This is a genomic window from Ectopseudomonas composti, from assembly GCF_001567565.1.
GTDB classification, from domain to species: domain Bacteria; phylum Pseudomonadota; class Gammaproteobacteria; order Pseudomonadales; family Pseudomonadaceae; genus Aquipseudomonas; species Aquipseudomonas composti_A.
In genome coordinates, this window is the sequence record NZ_LSSW01000028.1 from 52939 (window position 1) to 72420 (window position 19482).

The 19482-nt window shown below is 64.1% G+C and carries 18 protein-coding genes; 16 read left to right on the forward strand and 2 right to left on the reverse strand.

The annotated features are described in order from the left end of the window. Positions 1-357: 357 nt before the first annotated feature. From PCLY_RS15055 to PCLY_RS15065, 3 genes are all read left to right on the forward strand, one after another. A complete protein-coding gene (locus PCLY_RS15055; RefSeq protein ID WP_061240455.1) occupies positions 358-1797 on the forward strand; it encodes a cytochrome ubiquinol oxidase subunit I in 1440 nt (479 codons plus the stop codon). Positions 1798-1799: 2 nt separating this feature from the next. Next, positions 1800-2807, forward strand: a complete 1008-nt coding sequence (cydB, locus tag PCLY_RS15060; RefSeq protein ID WP_061240456.1) for a cytochrome d ubiquinol oxidase subunit II — start codon at positions 1800-1802, stop codon at positions 2805-2807. 195 nt (positions 2808-3002) lie between these two features. Beyond that, positions 3003-3149 (forward strand): DUF2474 domain-containing protein, encoded by a 147-nt coding sequence (locus tag PCLY_RS15065; protein WP_061240457.1) that lies wholly within the window; start codon positions 3003-3005, stop codon positions 3147-3149. A gap of 73 nt (positions 3150-3222) precedes the next feature. Here the strand turns inward: PCLY_RS15065 and PCLY_RS15070 are convergent, their stop codons facing one another. Next, positions 3223-4188, reverse strand: a complete 966-nt coding sequence (locus PCLY_RS15070) for a LysR family transcriptional regulator (protein ID WP_061240458.1) — start codon at positions 4186-4188, stop codon at positions 3223-3225. A gap of 269 nt (positions 4189-4457) precedes the next feature. Here PCLY_RS15070 and PCLY_RS15075 point away from each other — a divergent pair, with 269 nt between their 5' ends. From PCLY_RS15075 to aldA, 4 genes are read left to right on the forward strand one after another with little or no spacing between them, the layout of a single operon-like run. Beyond that, positions 4458-5759 (forward strand): MFS transporter, encoded by a 1302-nt coding sequence (locus PCLY_RS15075; protein ID WP_061240459.1) that lies wholly within the window; start codon positions 4458-4460, stop codon positions 5757-5759. Positions 5760-5780: 21 nt separating this feature from the next. Beyond that, entirely contained in the window at positions 5781-6965 is a 1185-nt protein-coding gene (rhmD, locus tag PCLY_RS15080) for an L-rhamnonate dehydratase (protein WP_061240460.1), read from the forward strand. 12 nt (positions 6966-6977) lie between these two features. Next, positions 6978-7778: an HpcH/HpaI aldolase family protein gene (locus PCLY_RS15085; RefSeq protein WP_061240461.1), complete on the forward strand. Its 801-nt coding sequence runs from the start codon at positions 6978-6980 to the stop codon at positions 7776-7778. Between the two features lie 36 nt (positions 7779-7814). Next, a complete protein-coding gene (aldA, locus tag PCLY_RS15090; protein WP_061240462.1) occupies positions 7815-9245 on the forward strand; it encodes an aldehyde dehydrogenase in 1431 nt (476 codons plus the stop codon). 237 nt (positions 9246-9482) lie between these two features. Here the strand turns inward: aldA and PCLY_RS15095 are convergent, their stop codons facing one another. After that, on the reverse strand, positions 9483-10139 hold the full coding sequence (locus PCLY_RS15095) for a glutathione S-transferase (protein WP_156458613.1): 657 nt from the start codon (positions 10137-10139) through the stop codon (positions 9483-9485). 176 nt (positions 10140-10315) lie between these two features. Here PCLY_RS15095 and PCLY_RS15100 point away from each other — a divergent pair, with 176 nt between their 5' ends. The 9 genes from PCLY_RS15100 (at position 10316) to PCLY_RS15140 (ending at position 19460) form a co-directional block, all read left to right on the forward strand. After that, entirely contained in the window at positions 10316-10879 is a 564-nt protein-coding gene (locus PCLY_RS15100) for a TetR/AcrR family transcriptional regulator (RefSeq protein WP_061240464.1), read from the forward strand. Between the two features lie 122 nt (positions 10880-11001). Continuing rightward, positions 11002-12444, forward strand: coding sequence for a TldD/PmbA family protein (locus PCLY_RS15105; RefSeq protein WP_061240465.1), 1443 nt, complete (start codon positions 11002-11004; stop codon positions 12442-12444). Next, positions 12444-13763 carry a TldD/PmbA family protein gene (locus PCLY_RS15110; protein ID WP_061240466.1) on the forward strand — a complete coding sequence of 440 codons (1320 nt, stop codon included), beginning with the start codon at positions 12444-12446 and terminating at the stop codon, positions 13761-13763. Before PCLY_RS15105 ends, PCLY_RS15110 begins: the two co-directional genes overlap by 1 nt. Positions 13764-13918: 155 nt before the next feature. Beyond that, the gene (locus PCLY_RS15115; protein ID WP_061240467.1) at positions 13919-14938 is read left to right on the forward strand and encodes a substrate-binding domain-containing protein; all 1020 of its coding nucleotides are present in this window, start codon (positions 13919-13921) and stop codon (positions 14936-14938) included. After that, positions 14922-15926 carry an ABC transporter substrate-binding protein gene (locus PCLY_RS15120; RefSeq protein WP_061240468.1) on the forward strand — a complete coding sequence of 335 codons (1005 nt, stop codon included), beginning with the start codon at positions 14922-14924 and terminating at the stop codon, positions 15924-15926. Before PCLY_RS15115 ends, PCLY_RS15120 begins: the two co-directional genes overlap by 17 nt. A 31-nt stretch (positions 15927-15957) precedes the next feature. Then, positions 15958-16797 (forward strand): ABC transporter permease, encoded by an 840-nt coding sequence (locus PCLY_RS15125; protein WP_061240698.1) that lies wholly within the window; start codon positions 15958-15960, stop codon positions 16795-16797. Further along, positions 16794-17588: an ABC transporter permease gene (locus tag PCLY_RS15130; RefSeq protein WP_061240469.1), complete on the forward strand. Its 795-nt coding sequence runs from the start codon at positions 16794-16796 to the stop codon at positions 17586-17588. The genes PCLY_RS15125 and PCLY_RS15130 overlap by 4 nt, the downstream gene beginning before the upstream one ends. Beyond that, complete coding sequence (locus PCLY_RS15135; RefSeq protein WP_061240470.1) at positions 17585-18616, forward strand: ABC transporter ATP-binding protein; 1032 nt, start codon at positions 17585-17587, stop codon at positions 18614-18616. Before PCLY_RS15130 ends, PCLY_RS15135 begins: the two co-directional genes overlap by 4 nt. After that, a complete protein-coding gene (locus PCLY_RS15140) occupies positions 18609-19460 on the forward strand; it encodes a phosphodiesterase (RefSeq protein ID WP_061240471.1) in 852 nt (283 codons plus the stop codon). Before PCLY_RS15135 ends, PCLY_RS15140 begins: the two co-directional genes overlap by 8 nt. The last annotated feature ends 22 nt before the right edge of the window (positions 19461-19482 follow it).

A 19482-nucleotide genomic window follows, 5' to 3' on the forward strand; every position in this document is an offset into this window, starting at 1 on the left:
CGATGTAAGCAACTCCGTGATTCGGGCGGCCCGTGTGATGCGAGGCCGCCCTTTTTTTGCCCGCTACCTGCCGTGGGAGGGGCTTGAGCCGCGACAAGCGCTTGCCGTGCTGTTGTCGCTGAACGCTGCGGTGGCCTGTCGCGCGGCAAATCACCACAGCGCCAGTTATGTATTTAGCGGCTAGTCTTTTAGTGCGCATTGATCCAGATCAATGCGGCAATTCGCGTTTTGCTCTGCAGCTTTTCGGCTGTACTGCGCTTCCATAAGAACAATTTCAGCTCGTTTGACTCCAACACCTGGAGTCTATGGATCGGCTTTGCGTGCTGGGGCCGAAATAACCCTGAATGAGGATGTGACATGTTCGGCCTAGAGGCGCTTGATCTCGCCCGAATCCAGTTTGCCTTCACCATTTCGTTCCACATCATTTTTCCCGCCATCACCATCGGTCTGGCCAGCTATCTGGCCGTGCTCGAAGGGTTGTGGCTGAAGACCGGCAATACGGTGTACCGCGATCTCTACCATTTCTGGTCGAAGATCTTCGCGGTCAACTTCGGTATGGGTGTGGTCTCCGGCCTGGTCATGGCCTATCAGTTCGGCACCAACTGGAGTGCGTTCTCCGACTTCGCCGGCGCGGTCACCGGGCCGCTGCTGACTTACGAGGTGCTGACTGCGTTCTTCCTCGAAGCGGGTTTTCTCGGCGTCATGCTGTTCGGCTGGAACCGCGTCGGGCCGGGGCTGCACTTCTTCTCCACGGTGATGGTGGCCATCGGCACGCTGATCTCGACCTTCTGGATTCTCGCGTCCAACAGCTGGATGCACACGCCGCAGGGCTACGAGATCATCGATGGCCGGGTGATTCCGGTCGACTGGTTCGCCGTGGTGTTCAACCCCTCGTTCCCCTATCGCCTGGCGCACATGGCCACGGCGGCCTTCCTCGCCACGGCGTTCTTCGTCGGTGCTTCGGCGGCCTGGCACCTGCTGCGCGGGCGCGATAACCCGGCGATCCGCAAGATGCTGTCGATGGCAGTGTGGATGGCGCTGCTGGTGGCGCCGGTGCAGGCCTTCATCGGTGACCTGCACGGCCTCAATACCCTGAAATATCAGCCGGCGAAGATCGCCGCCATCGAAGGGCACTGGGAGAATGTCGGTGATGAGCCAACCCCGCTGATCCTGTTCGGCTGGCCGGACATGCAGCGTGAGGAAACCCGCTTCAAGGTGGAAATTCCCGCGCTTGGCAGTCTGATCCTGACCCACAGCCTGGACAAACAGGTGCCGGCGTTGAAGGAATTCCCGCCGGAGGACCGGGCCAACTCCACCATCGTGTTCTGGACCTTCCGCATCATGGTCGCCATGGGCCTGATGATGATTCTGGTCGGCCTCTGGGGCACCTGGCTGCGCCGTGGTGGCCGACTGTTCCAGTCGCGGCCGTTCCTGCACCTGGCGGTGTGGATGGGGCCGTCGGGCATCCTGGCGATCCTGGCCGGCTGGTACACCACCGAGATCGGTCGCCAGCCGTGGATCATCCATGGCCTGATGCGCACTGCCGATGCGTCCTCTGGGCACAGCGCGACGCAGATGGGCGTTACCCTGGCGCTGTTCGTGGTGGTGTACTTCGTGCTGTTCGGCGCCGGGATCGGCTACATGCTGCGCCTGGTGCGCAAGGGGCCGAAGATCGACGAGGGCAAGGGTACCTCCGAGGGAGGGCCGGGCCAGCCGCGTACGCCAGCGCGTCCGCTGTCTGCTGCCGAGGAAGGCCTGGAAGATGGTGAAACCGACAGCTTGCCGGAGAGGAACTGAACATGGGTATCGACCTTCCGCTGATCTGGGCGGTGATCATCGCCTTCGGTGTGATGATGTACGTGGTGATGGATGGCTTCGATCTGGGCATCGGCATCCTCTTTCCCTTCGTTCGTGACGATGGCGAGCGCGACGTGATGATGAACACCGTCGCGCCGGTCTGGGACGGTAACGAGACCTGGCTGGTACTCGGCGGTGCGGCGCTGTTCGGTGCCTTCCCGCTGGCCTATTCGGTGGTGCTGAACGCGCTCTATCTGCCGCTGATTCTGATGCTGCTGGGGCTGATCTTCCGCGGCGTGGCCTTCGAATTCCGCTTCAAGGCCAAGGCCGCCAAGCGCCACCTGTGGGACAAGGCCTTCATCGGTGGCTCGCTGACTGCGACCTTCTTCCAGGGCGTGGCGCTGGGGGCCTATATCGACGGTTTCGAGGTGGTCGACCGGACCTTCGCTGGCGGCGCATTCGACTGGCTGACGCCGTTCTCGGTGTTCTGCGGCGTGGCACTGATCGCCGCCTATGCGCTGCTTGGCTGCACCTGGCTGATCATGAAGACCGAAGGTCGCCTGCAACAGCAGATGCATGATCTGGCGCGCCCGCTGGTGTTCGTCCTGCTGGCAGTGACGGGCATCGTCAGCCTGTGGACACCGTTCGCCCACCCGGATATCGCCGAGCGCTGGTTCAGCCTGCCCAACCTGTTCTGGTTCATGCCGGTGCCGGTGCTGGTACTGCTGTGCACCTGGGCGCTGTTGCGGGCCGTGGCCAGCAACGCCAACTACTCGCCGTTCCTGCTCACCCTGGTGCTGATCTTCCTTGGCTACAGCGGTCTGGGCATCAGCCTGTGGCCGAACGTCATTCCGCCGTCGATCAGCATCTGGGAAGCCGCCGCACCGCCGCAGAGCCAGGGCTTCATGCTGGTGGGCGCGTTGTTCATCATTCCCTTCATCCTCATGTACACCGCATGGAGCTACTACGTATTTCGCGGCAAAGTGACGGTGGATGATGGCTATCACTGAGAACCTGTCCACAGCCTGCTGCGCGTCGGCCCTGCGGCGTTAAAGCAGGCTCGGCCTGCTCATGTACCACTTGTACAGTCGAACGCGACTCCGACCGTTCCTCGCCTGCTTTGACCAGCCGGAGGCTGTTACTTACGTTGTGCCTTGCATGGCTCTAACTCGCGAGGCTTTGAATCAGGTTCTAAGGAGGCGGCTATGACCGAAACCGAAGAGAAGAAGCCGCTATGGCAGCGCCTGGGTTGGCTGGTACTGATCTGGGCCTGCAGCGTCACCGCGCTGGGGATTGTGGCGTGGTTGCTGCGACTGTTCATGAGCGCGGCGGGGTTGGGGGCGCCGAGCTGAATGCCGTCTCCTTGGACTGCTGAATAGGTGTTCTGCCTGGAACTGGCGATATGATTCGCAGCAGCCTCTTCCTTCAGTCCAGCGGCAGGTTTTCTCCGCGCAATTCGGCAGCGCGGCGGCGCAACAGTTCGATGAAGGTGCTCTGCGCCTGGGTCGGTTTTTCACCTTGGCGCCAGAGCAGGCCAAAAGGCGCCATGCGCTCTTCGATGTCCAGTGGCAGCGCCTTGACCAGGCCCATCTTCAGGTAGTCACCGAGCGCGGTTTCCGAGAGCACCATCAGCGCGTTGGTCAATTGCACCAGTTGCTGCATGGCGTATACCGACCCGCATTCGATGATGTCTGCCGGCTGCGGCAGCGCCAGGCGCTCCAGGGCGCCGTCGAAGGCGATGCGTGCCGGGCTCGATTCCGGCTGCAGGATCCACGGCCAGGCGCCGACCAGCTCCTGCAGGGTCAGGCGCCGCCGCCTAAGCAAGGGATGGCCCTTGCGCACCACCAGCATCAGGCGTTCGTTGCCAAGGGGCTCGAAGGCGTAGTGCTGGCTGTCCATCGCCGCGTTGCGGCGCGCCACGGCCAGATCGATCTTGCCCTGCTCCAGTGAACGGATGATCTGGTCACTGGTATCGCCGGTGATGCGAATGCGCAGCTGAGGCTGCAGCGCCTTGATTTCGGCGATGGTATTCATCACCAGGCGTGGCGCCGCACCCATGATGGTGCCAATGGTCAGGTAGCCATAGCCGCCCTGCTGGCGAGCGGCGAGATCCTCGGCGCAGCGGTTCAGGCCATTGAGCGCGGTCTCGGCGAACAGCAGCAACTGCCGGCCCAGTGCAGTCGGGCGCATGCCGCGTGGCAGGCGCTCGAACAGCTCGCAGCCGAACATCTCCTCGATCTCATGCAGCATGCGCGTGGCCGCCGGTTGCGACATGTTCAGCATCTGCGAGGCCCGGTGCAGGTTCTGGCTCGAGCCCAGGGCAATCAGCATGTGCAGGTGTTTGTAACGCAAGCGGTTGAACAGATTGCGCGGGCTATTGGGCGATTGCATGGCAGATTCCATTGATACCTTTTAGTTATCGATATTAAGCGAGATTCGATTGGTCGTGCATCGATGGTCGCCGTTAGAGTCGGAGCTACAAAAACAACAGCTCCGAGGCTCGCATGCTTACCATCCATACCGCGTCTAGACACGCACCGTCACTTCCAGCATCCCCATTCGCTCAGCGCTCAAGCCGTCATCCGGCTGTGGTCTGAGGTTTTCCCTGGCGCCAGTCGCCAGCCCACGCAGTGCACAATAATTCCAAGAGGAATACTGTCGTGAATAACGTACCTGCTGCTCTGATCGCCAAGATTTCCTGGCGGCTGCTTCCCTTCTTGCTGTTGATGTACATCCTCGCGTTTCTTGATCGCGCCAACGTCGGCTTCGCCAAGCTGGCATTCCAGGCCGACACCGGGATCAGCGATGCCGCCTTCGCTTTTGGGGCCGGCATCTTCTTCGTCGGCTATGCCCTGCTCGAAGTCCCCAGCAACCTGATCATGCACAGGGTTGGAGCGCGCATCTGGATGTGCCGGATCATGGTCACCTGGGGCCTGCTTTCGGCGGCGATGATGTTCGCCCACAACGAAACGACCTTTTACTTGCTGCGCTTTCTGCTCGGCGTGGCCGAGGCCGGTTTCTTCCCCGGGGTCATCTACTACCTCACGCAGTGGTTCCCTTCGGCGTCGCGTGGCAAGGCCATGGGCTTCTTCTACTTCGGCGCACCGCTGGCATTCATTTTCGGCGCGCCGCTGTCGGGCCTGTTGCTGGAGTTTGATGGCTTCGCCGGGCTGCACGGCTGGCAGTGGATGTTCCTGATCGAAGGCTTGATGGCTTCGGTGGTCGGTGTCTGGGCCTACTGGTATCTGGACAACAAACCGGCCGATGCCAAGTGGCTAAGCATTGAGGAGCGTCAGAGCCTGCAGGCCGCTATCAGTGCCGAGGATCGTGAAAAACAGTCCCATGGCCACAACCTGCTCGCGGTGCTGTTGCAACCGACCGTGCTCTATCTGTGCGCCATCTATCTATTGATCCAGGCCAGTGTGTACGGCGTAGTGTTTTACCTGCCCAGCCAGGTGGCCGGGCTGATGGGCAGCAAGGTCGGCTTCATGGTTGGCCTGGTCAGTGCCATCCCCTGGGTTTGCGCGCTGCTCGCCGCCTGGCTGATTCCCGCCTGGTCGGATCGTACAGGTCAGCGTCAGCGCACCGCCTGCCTGACACTGCTGATGTCGGCGGCCGGCATCGCCCTGTCTGTGAGTGTGACCAGCCCACTGGTGGGCGTGCTGGCGCTGTGCTTCGCCGCGGCCGGTTTCATCGCGGTGCAGCCGATCTTCTGGACCCTGCCTTCGAGCTACCTGGCCGGTAGCGCTGCTGCGGGCGGCATCGCCCTGATCAATTCCTGCGGTGCTCTCGGTGGTTTCATTGCGCCAATCCTCAAGAACTGGGCGGAAACCGCCGCCGCTTCGTCCGCCGCCGGCCTCTACCTGCTGTCTGTCACCACTGTGATAGCGGCGTTGATGGTGCTCGTCTTTCGCCTTCCCGGCGGACGCGAGCAACTGAACCGGCCCGCCACCTCTCACTGAATCGAATCAAGGAGCAATGTCATGAGTGTCCCGACGATCAAGCAGGTACGTGCTTTCACCCTGCGCGGTGGTGGCGCCGATTACCACGACCAGGGCGACGGCCACTGGATCGACGACCATATCTGCACGCCCATGAGCAAGTATCCCGAGTACCGTCAGAGCCGCCGCAGCTTTGGCATCAATGTGCTTGGCACGCTGGTGGTGGAAATCGAGGACAGCGCCGGCAACGTCGGCTTTGCCGTGACCACGGGGGGGGAGCCGGCCGCCTATATCGTCGAGAAGCACCTGGCGCGCTTCATCGAGGGGGCAAAGGTCACCGACATCGAGAAGATCTGGGATCAGATGTTCAACTCGACCCTGTACTACGGGCGCAAGGGCCTGGTGATCAACACCATTTCCGGTGTCGACCTGGCGCTCTGGGATCTGCTTGGCAAGGTGCGTCAGGAGCCCGTGCACCAGTTGCTCGGTGGCGCCGTGCGCGATGAGCTGCAGTTCTACGCCACCGGCGCGCGCCCTGATCTGGCCAAGGAAATGGGCTTCATCGGCGGCAAGCTGCCGCTGCATCATGGCCCGGCCGAGGGCGAGGAAGGTCTGCGCAAGAATCTCGAGGAACTGGCGACCATGCGTGAGCGGGTCGGCAAGGACTTTTGGCTGATGCTCGACTGCTGGATGAGCCTGGATCTCAACTACGCCACGCGCCTGGCCCACGGCGCCGCCGAGTTCGGCCTGAAGTGGATCGAGGAGGCGCTGCCGCCGGATGACTATTGGGGCTACCGCGATCTACGCAAGAACGTGCCGGCGGGCATGCTGGTGACCACCGGTGAGCACGAGGCGACGCGCTGGGGCTTTCGCATGCTGCTGGAGATGGGCTGCTGCGACATCATCCAGCCCGATGTCGGCTGGTGTGGTGGCATCACCGAGCTACAGAAGATCTCGGCGCTGGCCGATGCGCACAACGTCATGGTCGTGCCGCATGGCTCGTCGGTATACAGCTACCACTTCGTTGCCACCCGCACCAACAGCCCGTTCGCCGAGTTCCTGATGATGGCGCCCAAGGCCGACGAGGTGGTGCCGATGTTCCATCCGCAACTGCTCGGCGAACCGGTGCCGGAGCGTGGCCGCATGCGCCTGTCGCGCCTGGACAAACCGGGCTTCGGTGTCGAGCTGAACCCCGAATGTGCCCTGCATCGTCCCTACACGCACTGACCGGAGCGCCCCATGAAGTTGCCCCTGAACCCCTTTAAAGCCGCCCTGGCCAGCGGTCAGTCGCAGTTCGGCATCTGGGCCGGATTTGCCAGCGGCTACGCCGCCGAAATAGTCGCCAGTTTCGATTACGACTGGATGCTGATCGATGGTGAGCACGCGCCCAATACCCTGCCGACACTGCAAGCGCAGTTGCAGGCCGTGGCGCCATACCGCAGCGCGCCGGTGGTACGGGCGGTCAACAGCGACCCGGCACTGATCAAGCAGTTGCTCGATATCGGCGCACAGACGTTGATGATCCCCATGGTCGAAAGCGCCGAGCAGGCGCGTGCCCTGGTGCAGGCCACACGCTACCCGCCGCACGGCATTCGTGGTGTGGGTGGCGGCCTGACCCGCGCCACGCGCTGGGACAGCGTGCCGAACTACCTGAAGACCGCCCATGAGCAGCTGTGCCTGATCGTGCAGGTGGAATCACGCGCCGGGGTCGAGAACGTCGAGGCGATTGCCGCCGTCGAGGGTGTGGATGCGGTGTTCGTCGGCCCGGCGGACCTGTCCACCAACCTCGGTTACTACGGCGATGCCAGCCAGCCCGAGGTGCAGCAGGCGATTCGCCGTGCCATCGAGGCCACACTGGCGGCCGGCAAGGCAGCCGGCATTCTCGCGCCACAGGAGGCCGATGCCCGCCGCTACCTCGACTGGGGCTGCCAGTTCATCGCGGTCGGCATCGACATCAGCCTGATGCGCCAGGCCGCACTCGCCAACCTGAGCAAATACAAGGCGCTGGATGACCAGCCCGTGGCTTCACGCACCTACTGAACCGGCGCAAGTCGGCACTGACAACAGGAAAACGCCATGTCCGTTACCGTCTATCAGAACTACATCAACGGTGCCTTCACTGCCAGCCAGGAGCACCTCGACGTCTTCAACCCTGCCAACGGAGAGCTGCTGGCCAAGGTGCCGGCCTCCACCGACGAGGATCTTGACCAGGCCTTCGCTGCGGCCCGGGCCGCGCAGAAGGACTGGGCACGCAAACCGGCCATCGAACGTGCCGGCTATCTACGCAAGATCGCCCAACTGATCCGTGCCAACGCCCCGGCACTGGCGCGCACCATCACCCTGGAGCAGGGCAAGATCAACGCTCTGGCCGAGGTGGAAGCGAATTTCACCGCCGACTACCTCGACTACATGGCCGAGTGGGCACGTCGTATCGAAGGCGAGGTGATCAGCAGCGACCGCGCCAACGAGCAGATCTTCCTGCTGCGCAAGCCGCTGGGGGTGGTCGCCGGTATCCTGCCGTGGAACTTCCCGTTCTTTCTCATCGCTCGCAAGATGGCGCCTGCACTGATCACCGGTAATACCATCGTGATCAAACCCAGCGAGGAGACGCCGAACAACTGCTTCGAGTTCGCCAGGCTGGTGGCTCAGACCGACCTGCCGCCGGGCGTGTTCAATGTGGTCAGCGGTGACGGCCGGGTCGGTGCTGGCATGACTGGCAGTGGCCAGGCCGACATGATCAGCTTCACCGGCAGCGTGGAAACCGGCCAGCGCATCATGGCCGCGGCCGCACCGCACCTGACTAAGCTCAATCTGGAACTGGGTGGCAAGGCGCCGGCCATCGTCCTCGCCGATGCCGATCTCGATCTGGCGGTGCGTGCCATCCGCGACTCGCGCATCATCAACACCGGGCAGGTGTGCAACTGCGCCGAGCGCGTGTATGTCGAGCGCAGTGTGGCCGAGCCATTTATCGCGCGCCTGGCCTCGGCCATGGCAGCCACCCGCTATGGCGACCCGGTCGCCCAGTCGGATGTGGAGATGGGCCCGCTGATCAACCGCGAAGGTCTGGACAAGGTAGCGGCCAAGGTGCGTGAAGCTCTGGCCCAGGGCGCGACGGCGGTGACCGGTGGCCAGGTGGCCGATCTTGGTCGGGGTTACCACTATCAGCCCACGGTGCTGGCGGGCTGTCGCGCCGACATGCCGATCATGCGCGAAGAAATCTTCGGCCCGGTGCTGCCGATCCAGATCGTCGATGACCTCGACGAGGCCATCGCCTTGGCCAACGATTGCGAGTACGGCCTGACCTCATCGCTCTACACCCGCGACCTGGGTAAGGCAATGCATGCCATGCGCGAAATTGACTTCGGCGAAACCTACATCAACCGCGAGAATTTCGAGGCCATGCAGGGGTTCCATGCCGGGGTGCGCAAGTCGGGCATCGGCGGTGCCGATGGCAAGTACGGCCTGTACGAGTACACCCACACCCAGGTGGTCTATTTGCAGGGCTGACTGCTCCAGCCAGACGCAGGCGCTCTGGCGCCCGTGTCTGGCTTGCCCCTCGGCTAGTACGGGCCGCCTCTGCGGTCACTTCCCAGGAGGCCCGATATTCGCCCTCAACGATACGCTCATGCGTGGCTTCGCCGCGCTTAAGAGCACCGCCGATTTCTGGTCGCATTGCGAAAGGTGGACAAGCTTCGCGTTGTCCACCCTAGGTTGTACAGAAACGCAGCGTGTCGCGCGCAACCTTCAACTTGTCGGTGCGCCTTTTTCTACCATTGCGGCCCAGGCAACCAGGCTGGGGCGCTGTTGCATCCGGGCATACCATTCTCGAAGAGCCTGGCAATCATCAGGAACCGCCAACCCTAGGAGCGCGGAGAAGATCATGCCGCCAATCACGGTAATATCCGCCATGGAGAAGGAGGGGCTGGCAACGAATGGCTGGCTCTTCAATACCTCATTGAAATAGCGCATGCCTCGTACGGCCTTGTCACGCATGTGCAGGCCCCACTCCCTGTTCTGATAGATCTCGACGTGTGAGCCTAGGCCCGGGGTGGCATGGTGAAAGTACATGCTTACGGCATCCAGAAACTCGATCTCGGCACGCTTGGTCATCATGTGAATTAGACCCTTTTCAACGGCGGTGCTGCCGGTCAGCGTGGGTGAACCGTCCAGGTCGTCCAGATACTGCGTGATGGCCGTACATTCCGCGATGCGGGTACCGTCTTTCAGCTCCAAGACTGGAAGAGTGCCGGAGTAATTGATTTCGAGAAATTCGGGTGCCTTGTGCTCGCCTTTCCATAGATTGATCGAAACGAAGTCGACCTTTGCTAGCAGGCCTTTTTCCGCGAGCGCGATGCGCACTCGCGCCGGGTAGGGGCCGTTGTACCAGTCATAGATTTTCATCGGCAGTGGGGCGGCGTCGGTAGGGCAATTTGCAGTATTCATTTGTATGCCTATCTATCAGTTGGTAGGCATAGTTGTAGGCGCTATCCGGTTTGTGTCAATACCTATCTATCAGTTGGCAGGTTGTGGGCTTGCAGTTAGCATTCTCGCCATCTTCCAACCAGCGGGGTAATGGCGTGAGTTCAAACGCACGAGAGGCCATCCTGACGGCTGCAAAGCAGGCGGCGCAGTCGCATGGTTATAGCGGGCTGAATTTTCGTGACCTGGCGGCTGTAGTCGGTATCAAGAGCGCGAGTATCTACTACCACTTTCCCAGCAAGGCCGATCTCGGCGCGGCGGTCGCCAGGCGTTACTGGGAAGATACGGCCGCCGTACTGGAGGCGATGCAGGCAGGGGCTGACAGCCCGCTTGAATGCCTGCAGCGGTATCCCTCCATTTTTCGCCGGTCGCTCGAAAGCGGAAACAGGTTGTGCCTTGGCAGCTTCATGGCCGCTGAGCACGAAGACCTTCCCGCGCAAGTGAGGAGTGAGGTGCAGGCGTTCGCCACCGTAAACGTGGCATGGCTGTCCAAGGTTCTGCTTGCGGCCGGGTTCGGCGATCCGGTTGCGTGCGAGGAGCGGGCACGGGCTATTTTCGCGGCTATTGCCGGTGCCCAGCTGATTGCCCGCAGCCGCGCCGATATCGCCTTGTTTGATTCGCTTCTGGAAGGCTATCGGAAGGCTGGGCTGCTGCCAGCCTGAGTAAAAGGCCGTGGTGCCGCGAACCAGGCAAGATGGGCTTAGTGCATTGATCCCGCTCTGACACGTGCAGCCCCAGCAGTGTTGCTAGACTGTGCCCCTTTGCCACGATCCAAGGGGGCTCAATGTTCGCCTTCAGCGAAGTCCTAGAACGCCGTTTCGCCGCCCTGCAGTGCTCTGCCGATTTCTGGTCGCTGCGCCATGTACGTGAGAGCAGGGCGTCCTATTGGGTGCGCCGGCGCGTGGCGCAGGCGCCTTCCTTCCTCGACGATGGCGGCGCCATGCTCAGCGTGCGTATCGCCGGTGTCGAAGCCTATGCGGCCACCAGCGATCTCAGCCAGGCTGGCCTGCAGGCAGCGTTGGAGCGGGCCGAGCAGATGGCCCGTGCACTGGCCGGACATAACCTGCTGGCGCTCGCTGAGCTGCCGTATCCCGCCGAGCAGGCCGACGACGTGATGCCGGGTTACCAGCAGCCCCTGGCCAGCGCCGCACACTGGTTCGAGCTGCTGATGGCCGAGTCGGCGCTGATTCCCCAGGATGCGCGATTGGTTGACAGCCATGTTGGCCTGACCTTCACCGAGCATGAGCAGATCTACCTGAATAGCGCCGGAGCCTGTCTGCGCCGCGCCCAGCGTTACGTCTTCCCGCAGGTGGGCGTCACCGCCAGTGATGAGCACGACAGCCAGAGCCGCAGCTTCGGCGGTACCCACCTGGCGCGCCAGGGCGGGGCCGAGGTGTTGCAGCAACTGGGCGTGATCGGCAGTGCCGCGCGTATTGCCGATGAGGCGCTGCAACTGCTGCTGGCGCCCAATACCCCTAACGGTGAACGTGACCTTTTGTTGCTGCCGGACCAGATGATCCTGCAGATCCACGAGTCCATCGGCCATCCGCTGGAGCTCGATCGCATCCTCGGCGACGAACGCAATTTCGCCGGCACCAGCTTTATTCGTCAGGACGATTTCGGGCATTACCAATATGGCTCGCCGCTGCTCAACGTCAGCTTCGACCCGGGCGTGCCGGGCGAGCTGGCCAGCTACAGGCATGACGACGACGGCACGCCGGCCGAGCGCCAGCTGTTGATCGAGCGGGGCATCCTCCAGCGTCCGCTGGGTGGCGCGCTGTCGCAGTGGCGCAGCGGTTTGCCAGGCGTGGCCAACAGCCGCGCCTGCAGCTGGAATCGGCCGCCCATCGACCGCATGGCCAATCTCAACCTGGAGCCGGGTGACAAGACCTTGGCCGAGCTGATCGGCGGCATCGAGCGCGGCATCCTGATGAGCAACAACCGCTCCTGGTCGATCGACGATGCGCGCAACAAATTCCAGTTCGGCTGCGAGTGGGGTCAGTTGATCGAAAACGGCGAGCTCAAGGGGGTGGTGAAGAACCCCAACTATCGCGGTATCAGTTCGCGCTTCTGGCGCAACCTGCGCGCGGTGGGGGACGCCAGCACCTTCGAGGTGATGGGCACGCCCTATTGCGGCAAGGGCGAACCCAATCAGGTGATCCGCGTCGGGCATGCCTCGCCGGCTTGTGTGTTCGCCGATATCGACGTTTTTGGAGGGGCGGCCTGATGGACGCACGTCAGCATTTTTGCGCATTGCTGGAGTACCTGCAGGAGCAGGTCGTGGGCGAGGAGGGCTTCACCCTGGGCTACGGCGCCGAGCGCTCCAGCTTCATCCGTTTCAACCAGGGTCAGGTGCGCCAGGCCGGGCAAGTACAGCAGGTGTATGTCACCCTGGCGCTGTACCAGGGTCAGCGCCATGCCGAGAGCAAGCTGGCACTCAGCGGTGTGCTCGATGAGGATGTGCCCCTGCTGCAGCAGGCGTTGCGACAACTGCGAGATGTACTGCCTTCCCTGAGTGATGACCCCTATCTGCGCCTGAACCGTGAGGCCTGGCGCAGCGAATTGGCCGGTGATGCGGTGCGCCTGGACAGCGCAACCATGGCGCAGCAGATCGTCAGGGCGGCGACGGGACTGGATCTGGTCGGCTTCCTGGCCGTGGGGCCGCAGTACCAGGGTTTTGCCAGCTCCTGGGGGGCGTTCGGCTGGTACGCGGCGAGCAGCTTTAACCTCGAGTTCAGCCTGTTCCATGGCAACGGCCAGGCAGTGAAGAGCGGTTATGCCGGTGAGCAGTGGGATGCCCAGGCATTCGCCCGCAAGCTCGATGGCGCGCGCCAGCAACTGGCGTTTCTCGGCCGCCCGGCCAAGGCGCTGCAGCCGGGTGCCTATCGCGCCTACCTGGCGCCGGCCGCGCTGGAGGAGCTGGTCAGCCTGTGCTGCTGGGGCTTTGGCGCCCAGGCGTTGGCTTCCGGTGGCAGCCCCTGGCAGCGTCTGTTCAGCGGCAAGGCGCAGCTCAACCCGTTGCTGACGCTGGATGAGCGTATCGAAGGCGGCTTGGCCCCGGCCTTCACCGCCGAAGGGCCGCGTCAGCCGTTGCGCCTGATCGAGCAGGGTCGCCCCGGCGAGCGCATGGTCAGCTCGCGCAGTGCAGCCGAGTATGGCCTGACTGCCAATGGTGCGGGCCGGGGCGAATTCCCCTTGTCGCTGCGCATGCAGGGTGGCGATCTGGATGAAGCCCAGGTGCTGCAGCGGCTCGGTACGGGGCTGTATATCGGCAACCTGTGGTACGGCAATTTCTCCGACCTGCCAGCCGGGCGCCTGACCGGCATGACTCGCTTCGCCACCTTCTGGGTCGAGGACGGGCAGATCCAGGCGCCGGTCAACACCATGCGCTTCGACGATTCGCTGTTCGACTTTTTCGGCGCGCATCTGGAGGCGCTGACCCGCGAGCCGGAACTGCTGCTGCCCACTGGCACCTATGGCGCCAGGCAGACCGGCTCCATGGCACTGCCGGGGGCCTTGCTGTCACGGTTTGCCCTGACCTTGTAAGGCCGGGCTCACCCTCGGCTATCGCTGGGCCCGATCCCGGCGAGCGGCTGGCCACGCGGCGTCGGGCGTAACCATTCTGGCGTCCGGCTGTCGCGATATTGTCACCTTGGCAGCGCACCATTCGCTCAAATGAGATCGATCTCAGGCGAGTGAAGATGGCAGATCTGAAAGCAGTGGCGCAGTTGGCAGGCGTGTCTCGGGCAACGGCGGCGCGTGCCTTCGCGTCCCCCGAGCTGGTGCGCCCGAACACCCGTGAACAGGTGTTGCTGGCGGCGCGCGAGCTGGGTTTTCGGCCCAATCGGCTGGGGCGGCAGATGCGCCTGCAAACCACCCAGCTGATCGGCGTGGTGGTGCCCAACCTGCTCAACCCGGTGTTCGCCGAGCAGTTCCAGGCCATGGAACAGGCAGCGCGTGCGCGCGGCTACAACCTGTTGCTGGCTACCACCGATTACCAGGCCGAGCGCGAGAGCGACGTGGTCGAGGAGCTGCTACGCCAGCGTGTCGACGGCCTGGTGCTGACGGTGACCGAGGCGCGCAGCAATCGCGTGCTGCAGAGCCTGGCCCAGGAGGACACGCCCTTCGTGCTGGCCTATCACCAGCCCGAGGATGCCGAGTACAGCGCCGTGTCTGTGGATAACCGCGCCGGCATGGCGCTGGCCACGCGGCATCTGCTGGAGGCCGGCCACCGGCGCATCGGCATGGTCGCCGGCTCTGCATTGCAGTCGGACCGTGCGCGTCTGCGCTACGCCGGCTATCAGGACGCCATGCGCGCGGCCGGGCTGCCGGCGCTGCCGCTGATCGAAATGCCCGCCCACACCCAGGCCGACTTTGCCGCCATCGAACCCTTGCTGCGCGGCCCGCAGGCGCCCAGCGCGCTGCTCTGCTCCAACGACCTGCTGGCTATCAGCCTGATCAACGTGCTGCGCCGCAATGGCTGGAGCGTGCCCCACCAGCTGTCGGTGATGGGCTTCGACGGCATCGCCCTGGGCACGCAGATGCACCCGACGCTGTGCAGCGTGGTGCAGCCCATCGCCGAGCTGGCGCACACCGTAATCGACCAGTTGCTGGCACAGATCGCCGGCGCTCACCCCGTTTTCCACTGCCTGCCGTGCCATATCCGCCCCGGCGAAAGTATCCGCCCCTACGAGGACACATCCCATGATCCGCTTCAGTAAAACCCTTGCAGCCCTGCTGTTTTGTGGCGCCGCCAGCCTCAGTCACGCCGCCGAAACGGCGATCTGCTACAACTGCCCACCGGAATGGGCTGACTGGGGCACCCAGCTCCAGGCGATTGCCGAGAACACCGGCGTCAAGGTACCGCTGGACAACAAGAACTCCGGCCAGGCCCTGGCGCAGCTGGTGGCCGAGCGTGCCGCGCCGATGGCCGACGTGGTCTATTACGGCGTGACCTTCGGCCTGCAGGCGCAGAACGCAGGCGTTGCCGGCAGCTACAAGCCCAAAGGCTGGGACGAGATTCCCGCCGGGCTGAAAGACCCTGAGGGTCACTGGTTCGCCATCCATTCCGGCACGCTGGGGATCATGGTCAATGTCGACGCCCTCGGCGGGCTGCCGGTGCCGCAAAGCTGGGCCGACCTGCTCAAGCCCGAGTACAAGGGCATGGTCGGTTATCTGGACCCGTCCAGCGCCTTCGTCGGCTACGTGTCGGCGGTGGCAATCAACCGCGCCATGGGCGGCGACCTCGACAACTTTGCGCCGGCCATCGACTACTTCAAGAAGCTGGCCGGTAACGCGCCGATCGTGCCCAAGCAGACCGCCTATGCGCGGGTGCTGTCCGGCGAGCTGCCGATCCTGGTCGACTACGACTTCAACGCCTACCGCGCGCGCTACAAGGACCAGGCCAACGTCGCCTTCGTGATTCCCAGCGAGGGCAGCATCAGCGTGCCCTACGTGATGAGCGTGGTGGAAAACGCCCCGCACCGCGCCAATGCCGAGAAGGTGCTGGACTTCGTGCTCTCCGACAAAGGCCAGGCGCTGTGGGCCAATGCCTACCTGCGGCCGGTACGCCCGGTGCAGATGCCCGCCGAGGTGGCGGCGCGCTTCCTGCCGGCAAGCGATTACGCCCGCGCTGGCGTGGTGGATTACCAGAAGATGGCCGCGGCGCAGGAAGCCTTCGCCGCGCGCTACCTGAAAGAGGTGCGCTGAGGTGAGCAGCGCGCTGAGCAACCGCTCTGCCATGACAGTCGACAGCCGGCCGCTGTGGCGCTGGCGACCCGGCGCGGCCGTGGCTCTGGTGCCGGCAGCCGCGGTGCTGCTGGCCTTCTGGCTGTTGCCACTGGCCCACCTGGTGCTGCTCGGCGGCGAAAGCCGCGGCGAGGCAGGCAGTGGCTATTGGCAGGTGCTGAGCAGCGGCCAATATCTGAGCAGCCTGGCGCAGACCAGCGTACTGGCTGCCACGGTGACCCTGGCGGCGTTGCTGGTGGGCAGCATCAGCGGGGTGTTCCTGGCCCGCCAGCGCTTCTTCGGCCGTTCGGCTCTGGTTGCCTTGCTGACCTTCCCTCTGGCGTTCCCCGGTGTAGTGGTGGGCTTTCTGGTGATTCTCCTGGCCGGCCGCCAGGGCGTGTTCGCCGCGTTGGGTATGGGGCTGGTGGGTGAGCGCTGGGTGTTCGCCTATTCGCTGGCCGGGTTGTTTCTCGGCTACCTGTATTTCTCCATACCGCGGGTGATCCTCACCGTGATGGCCGCTAGCGAAAGTCTCGATGCCAGCCTGGAGGAGGCCGCCCGTTCGCTGGGTGCCAGCCACTGGCGGGTGATCTGGGACGTGATCGTGCCGGGGCTGATGCCGGCGTTGGTGTCCTGCGGGGCGATCTGCTTCGCCACCTCGATGGGCGCGTTCGGCACCGCCTTCACCCTGGGCACCCAGCTCAACGTCACCCCTGTGGCGATCTACAACGTGTTCACCAACTACGCCAACTTCAGCGTGGCAGCGGCGCTGTCGGTGATCCTCGGCGCGCTGACCTGGGCGGTGCTGCTGGTGGTGCGCAAATGGGTGCGCCAGTCCGGAGGGCTGCTATGAAACGCTCGACGCTGTTTGCCGCGCAGCTGATCTTCACCTGCCTGGTCTGTGCCTTCATGCTGGTGCCGGTGCTGCTGTCGCTGCTTGCCGGGCTGACCCGCAATTACTTCCAGGGCCTGTCCAGCGGCCTGACCTTCGACTGGCTGCTGCAGGTGTGGCAGGCCTATTCGCCGACGGTGTGGCTGTCGCTGCAACTGGCGCTGGCCTGCGCCCTGTGCGTGTGCGTGATCGGCGTGCCGGCGGCCTATGCGCTGGTGCGCATGAACAACCGCTTCAGTCGCGCCTTCGAGGAACTGATGGTGCTGCCGGTGGCGATGCCTGGCCTGGCCAGTGCCCTGGCGCTGCTGCTCACCTATGGGCACTTCGGCGGCTTTCGTGGCAGTTGGTTGTTCATTCTGGTCGGCCATGTGCTGTTCACCCTGCCGTTTCTGGTGCGCCCGGTGATGGCGGTGATGCAGCGGCAGAACCTGCCGACCCTGGAAGACGCTGCCGCCAGCCTCGGCGCCGGCCCACTGCGACGCTTCTTCACCGTGGTGGTGCCCAACTGCCGGGCCGGCATCCTTGCTGGCGTGCTGATGGTCGTCACCCTGTCGCTGGGCGAATTCAACCTGACCTGGATGCTCCATACGCCGATGACCAAGACCCTGCCGGTGGGCCTGGCCGACAGCTACGCCTCGGCGCGGCTGGAAGTCGCCAGCGCCTACACCCTGCTGTTCCTGCTGATGATCGTGCCGCTGCTGATCGCCCTGCAGGCCATCAGCGCCCGCCTGTCCCGTGGAGACCAACGATGAGCGCTACCTCCATTCGCCTGCACAACTGCCGCAAGGCGTTCGCCGACGGCACCGTCGCCGTGGATGACCTCAGCCTGGAGATCCAGGCCGGCGAGACCCTGGCCATCCTCGGCCCGTCCGGCTGCGGCAAGACCACCACATTGCGCTTGATCGCCGGCCTCGAACGGCCGGATGCCGGGCAAGTGCTGTTCGCCGGGAACGACGTCACGCCACTGCCCATCGAGCGCCGCGACGTGGGCATGGTGTTCCAGAACTACGCGTTGTTCCCCAATCTCAACGTGGCCGACAACATCGTTTACGGCCTCAAGGTGCGCAAGGTACCGCGTGCCGAACGGGAGAAGCGCTGCGCCGAGCTGCTCGAACTGGTCGGCCTGCAAGGCTATGGCCACCGCGCCATTCATGAACTCTCCGGCGGCCAGCGCCAGCGCGTCGCCCTGGCCCGCGCCGTGGCGCCACGCCCGCGCGTGCTGCTGCTGGATGAACCGCTGGCGGCCCTGGATGCGCAGTTGCGCGAACGCCTGCGTAGCGAGCTGGGCCAGTTGCTGCGCGAGCTGGCCATCACCGCCGTGTTCGTCACCCATGACCAGGGCGAAGCCATGGCCCTGGGCGACCGCATTCTGGTGATGGAGCGTGGCCGTATCGCTCAACTGGCCACGCCGCGCGCGCTGTATCAGCAGCCGGCCAATGCCTTCGTGGCGAATTTCATCGGCACCCTGAACGCCTTCGCGGTGCTCGGTCGCACGGCCAATGGCGTACAGGTCAACGGTGGCGAGTTGCCGTGGAGTGCCAGCGAATTGCCGAACACGCTGTACTGCCGCCCTGAGCACCTGCAGGTGACCAGTGCGCCGGGCCACGTGCGCGGACGCTTGCTCGGGCAATTCTTCCAGGGCGCGCAGAGCCGCCTGCTGGTGGACGTGGGCGGCGCGCAGCCGTTGTCGGTGGACAGCAGCGACGACCGCCTGCTCACCCCCGGCGATATGATCAACCTGGCCGTCGAGCCACAGCGAGTGTTCAGCCTCAATGCCTGATGTCATCCCCAACGCTTCGACCTTCCTGATCGCGCAGATCAGCGACCTGCACCTCAAGGCCAGCGGCAAGCTGAGTTACGGGGTGGTCGATACCCTGGCGGCGCTGCGCCGTGCGGTCGCGCACCTCAACGCCAGCCAGCCGCGCCCGGATATCGTGCTTATCAGCGGTGATCTGGTGGACTTCGGCCAGCCGGACGAATACGCCGTGCTGCGCCCCGAGCTCGAGCGTCTGGCCATGCCCTATTACCTGGTGCCCGGCAATCATGATGATCGCGCGCATCTGCTGGCAGCCTTCGCTGACCACGCCTATCTGCCACCATCGCCCGAGGCGCCGCTGGACTGGGTCGTCGATACCCATCCCGTACGCCTGATCGGTCTCGACACGACGATTCTCGGTAGCCACGGCGGGCAGCTGCAGGACAGCCAGTTGCGCTGGCTGGATGCTCAGCTGGCGCTGCGCCCGCAGGTGCCGACGGTGCTGGTTCTGCATCACCCGCCATTCATCAGCGGCATCGGCCATATGGACCGCGAGCCGTTTGGCAATGCGGCGGCGCTGAAATGGCTGATTGGCGGCCACCCGCAGGTGGAACGGCTGCTTTGCGGGCACCTGCACCGGCCAATCCAGCGGCGCTTCGGCGGCAGCCTGTGTTGCGTCTGCCCCGGGGTTTCCCATCAGATCGTGCTGGACCTGCAGCCCAGCGCCCCGGCGCATTTCAACCTGGAGCCGCCTGGCTATCTGCTGCACCACTGGCACGCGGAACATGGGCTGGTCACGCACAGCGGCGTGTTCGGCGAATATCCGGGGCCGTATCCGTTCTATGACGCCAATGGCCTGATCGACTGAGCGGTGGCTCCCCGGTACTCGC

Excerpts from the sequence above, each read along its gene's own strand:
- PCLY_RS15055 (WP_061240455.1), top strand. The coding sequence starts at position 358 with ATGTTCGGCCTAGAGGCGCTTGATCTCGCCCGAATCCAGTTTGCCTTC.
- cydB (WP_061240456.1), top strand. The coding sequence starts at position 1,800 with ATGGGTATCGACCTTCCGCTGATCTGGGCGGTGATCATCGCCTTCGGT.
- PCLY_RS15065 (WP_061240457.1), top strand. The coding sequence starts at position 3,003 with ATGACCGAAACCGAAGAGAAGAAGCCGCTATGGCAGCGCCTGGGTTGG.
- PCLY_RS15070 (WP_061240458.1), bottom strand. The coding sequence starts at position 4,188 with ATGCAATCGCCCAATAGCCCGCGCAATCTGTTCAACCGCTTGCGTTAC.
- rhmD (WP_061240460.1), top strand. The coding sequence starts at position 5,781 with ATGAGTGTCCCGACGATCAAGCAGGTACGTGCTTTCACCCTGCGCGGT.
- PCLY_RS15085 (WP_061240461.1), top strand. The coding sequence starts at position 6,978 with ATGAAGTTGCCCCTGAACCCCTTTAAAGCCGCCCTGGCCAGCGGTCAG.
- aldA (WP_061240462.1), top strand. The coding sequence starts at position 7,815 with ATGTCCGTTACCGTCTATCAGAACTACATCAACGGTGCCTTCACTGCC.
- PCLY_RS15095 (WP_156458613.1), bottom strand. The coding sequence starts at position 10,139 with ATGAAAATCTATGACTGGTACAACGGCCCCTACCCGGCGCGAGTGCGC.
- PCLY_RS15105 (WP_061240465.1), top strand. The coding sequence starts at position 11,002 with ATGTTCGCCTTCAGCGAAGTCCTAGAACGCCGTTTCGCCGCCCTGCAG.
- PCLY_RS15110 (WP_061240466.1), top strand. The coding sequence starts at position 12,444 with ATGGACGCACGTCAGCATTTTTGCGCATTGCTGGAGTACCTGCAGGAG.
- PCLY_RS15115 (WP_061240467.1), top strand. The coding sequence starts at position 13,919 with ATGGCAGATCTGAAAGCAGTGGCGCAGTTGGCAGGCGTGTCTCGGGCA.
- PCLY_RS15120 (WP_061240468.1), top strand. The coding sequence starts at position 14,922 with ATGATCCGCTTCAGTAAAACCCTTGCAGCCCTGCTGTTTTGTGGCGCC.
- PCLY_RS15125 (WP_061240698.1), top strand. The coding sequence starts at position 15,958 with ATGACAGTCGACAGCCGGCCGCTGTGGCGCTGGCGACCCGGCGCGGCC.
- PCLY_RS15130 (WP_061240469.1), top strand. The coding sequence starts at position 16,794 with ATGAAACGCTCGACGCTGTTTGCCGCGCAGCTGATCTTCACCTGCCTG.
- PCLY_RS15135 (WP_061240470.1), top strand. The coding sequence starts at position 17,585 with ATGAGCGCTACCTCCATTCGCCTGCACAACTGCCGCAAGGCGTTCGCC.
- PCLY_RS15140 (WP_061240471.1), top strand. The coding sequence starts at position 18,609 with ATGCCTGATGTCATCCCCAACGCTTCGACCTTCCTGATCGCGCAGATC.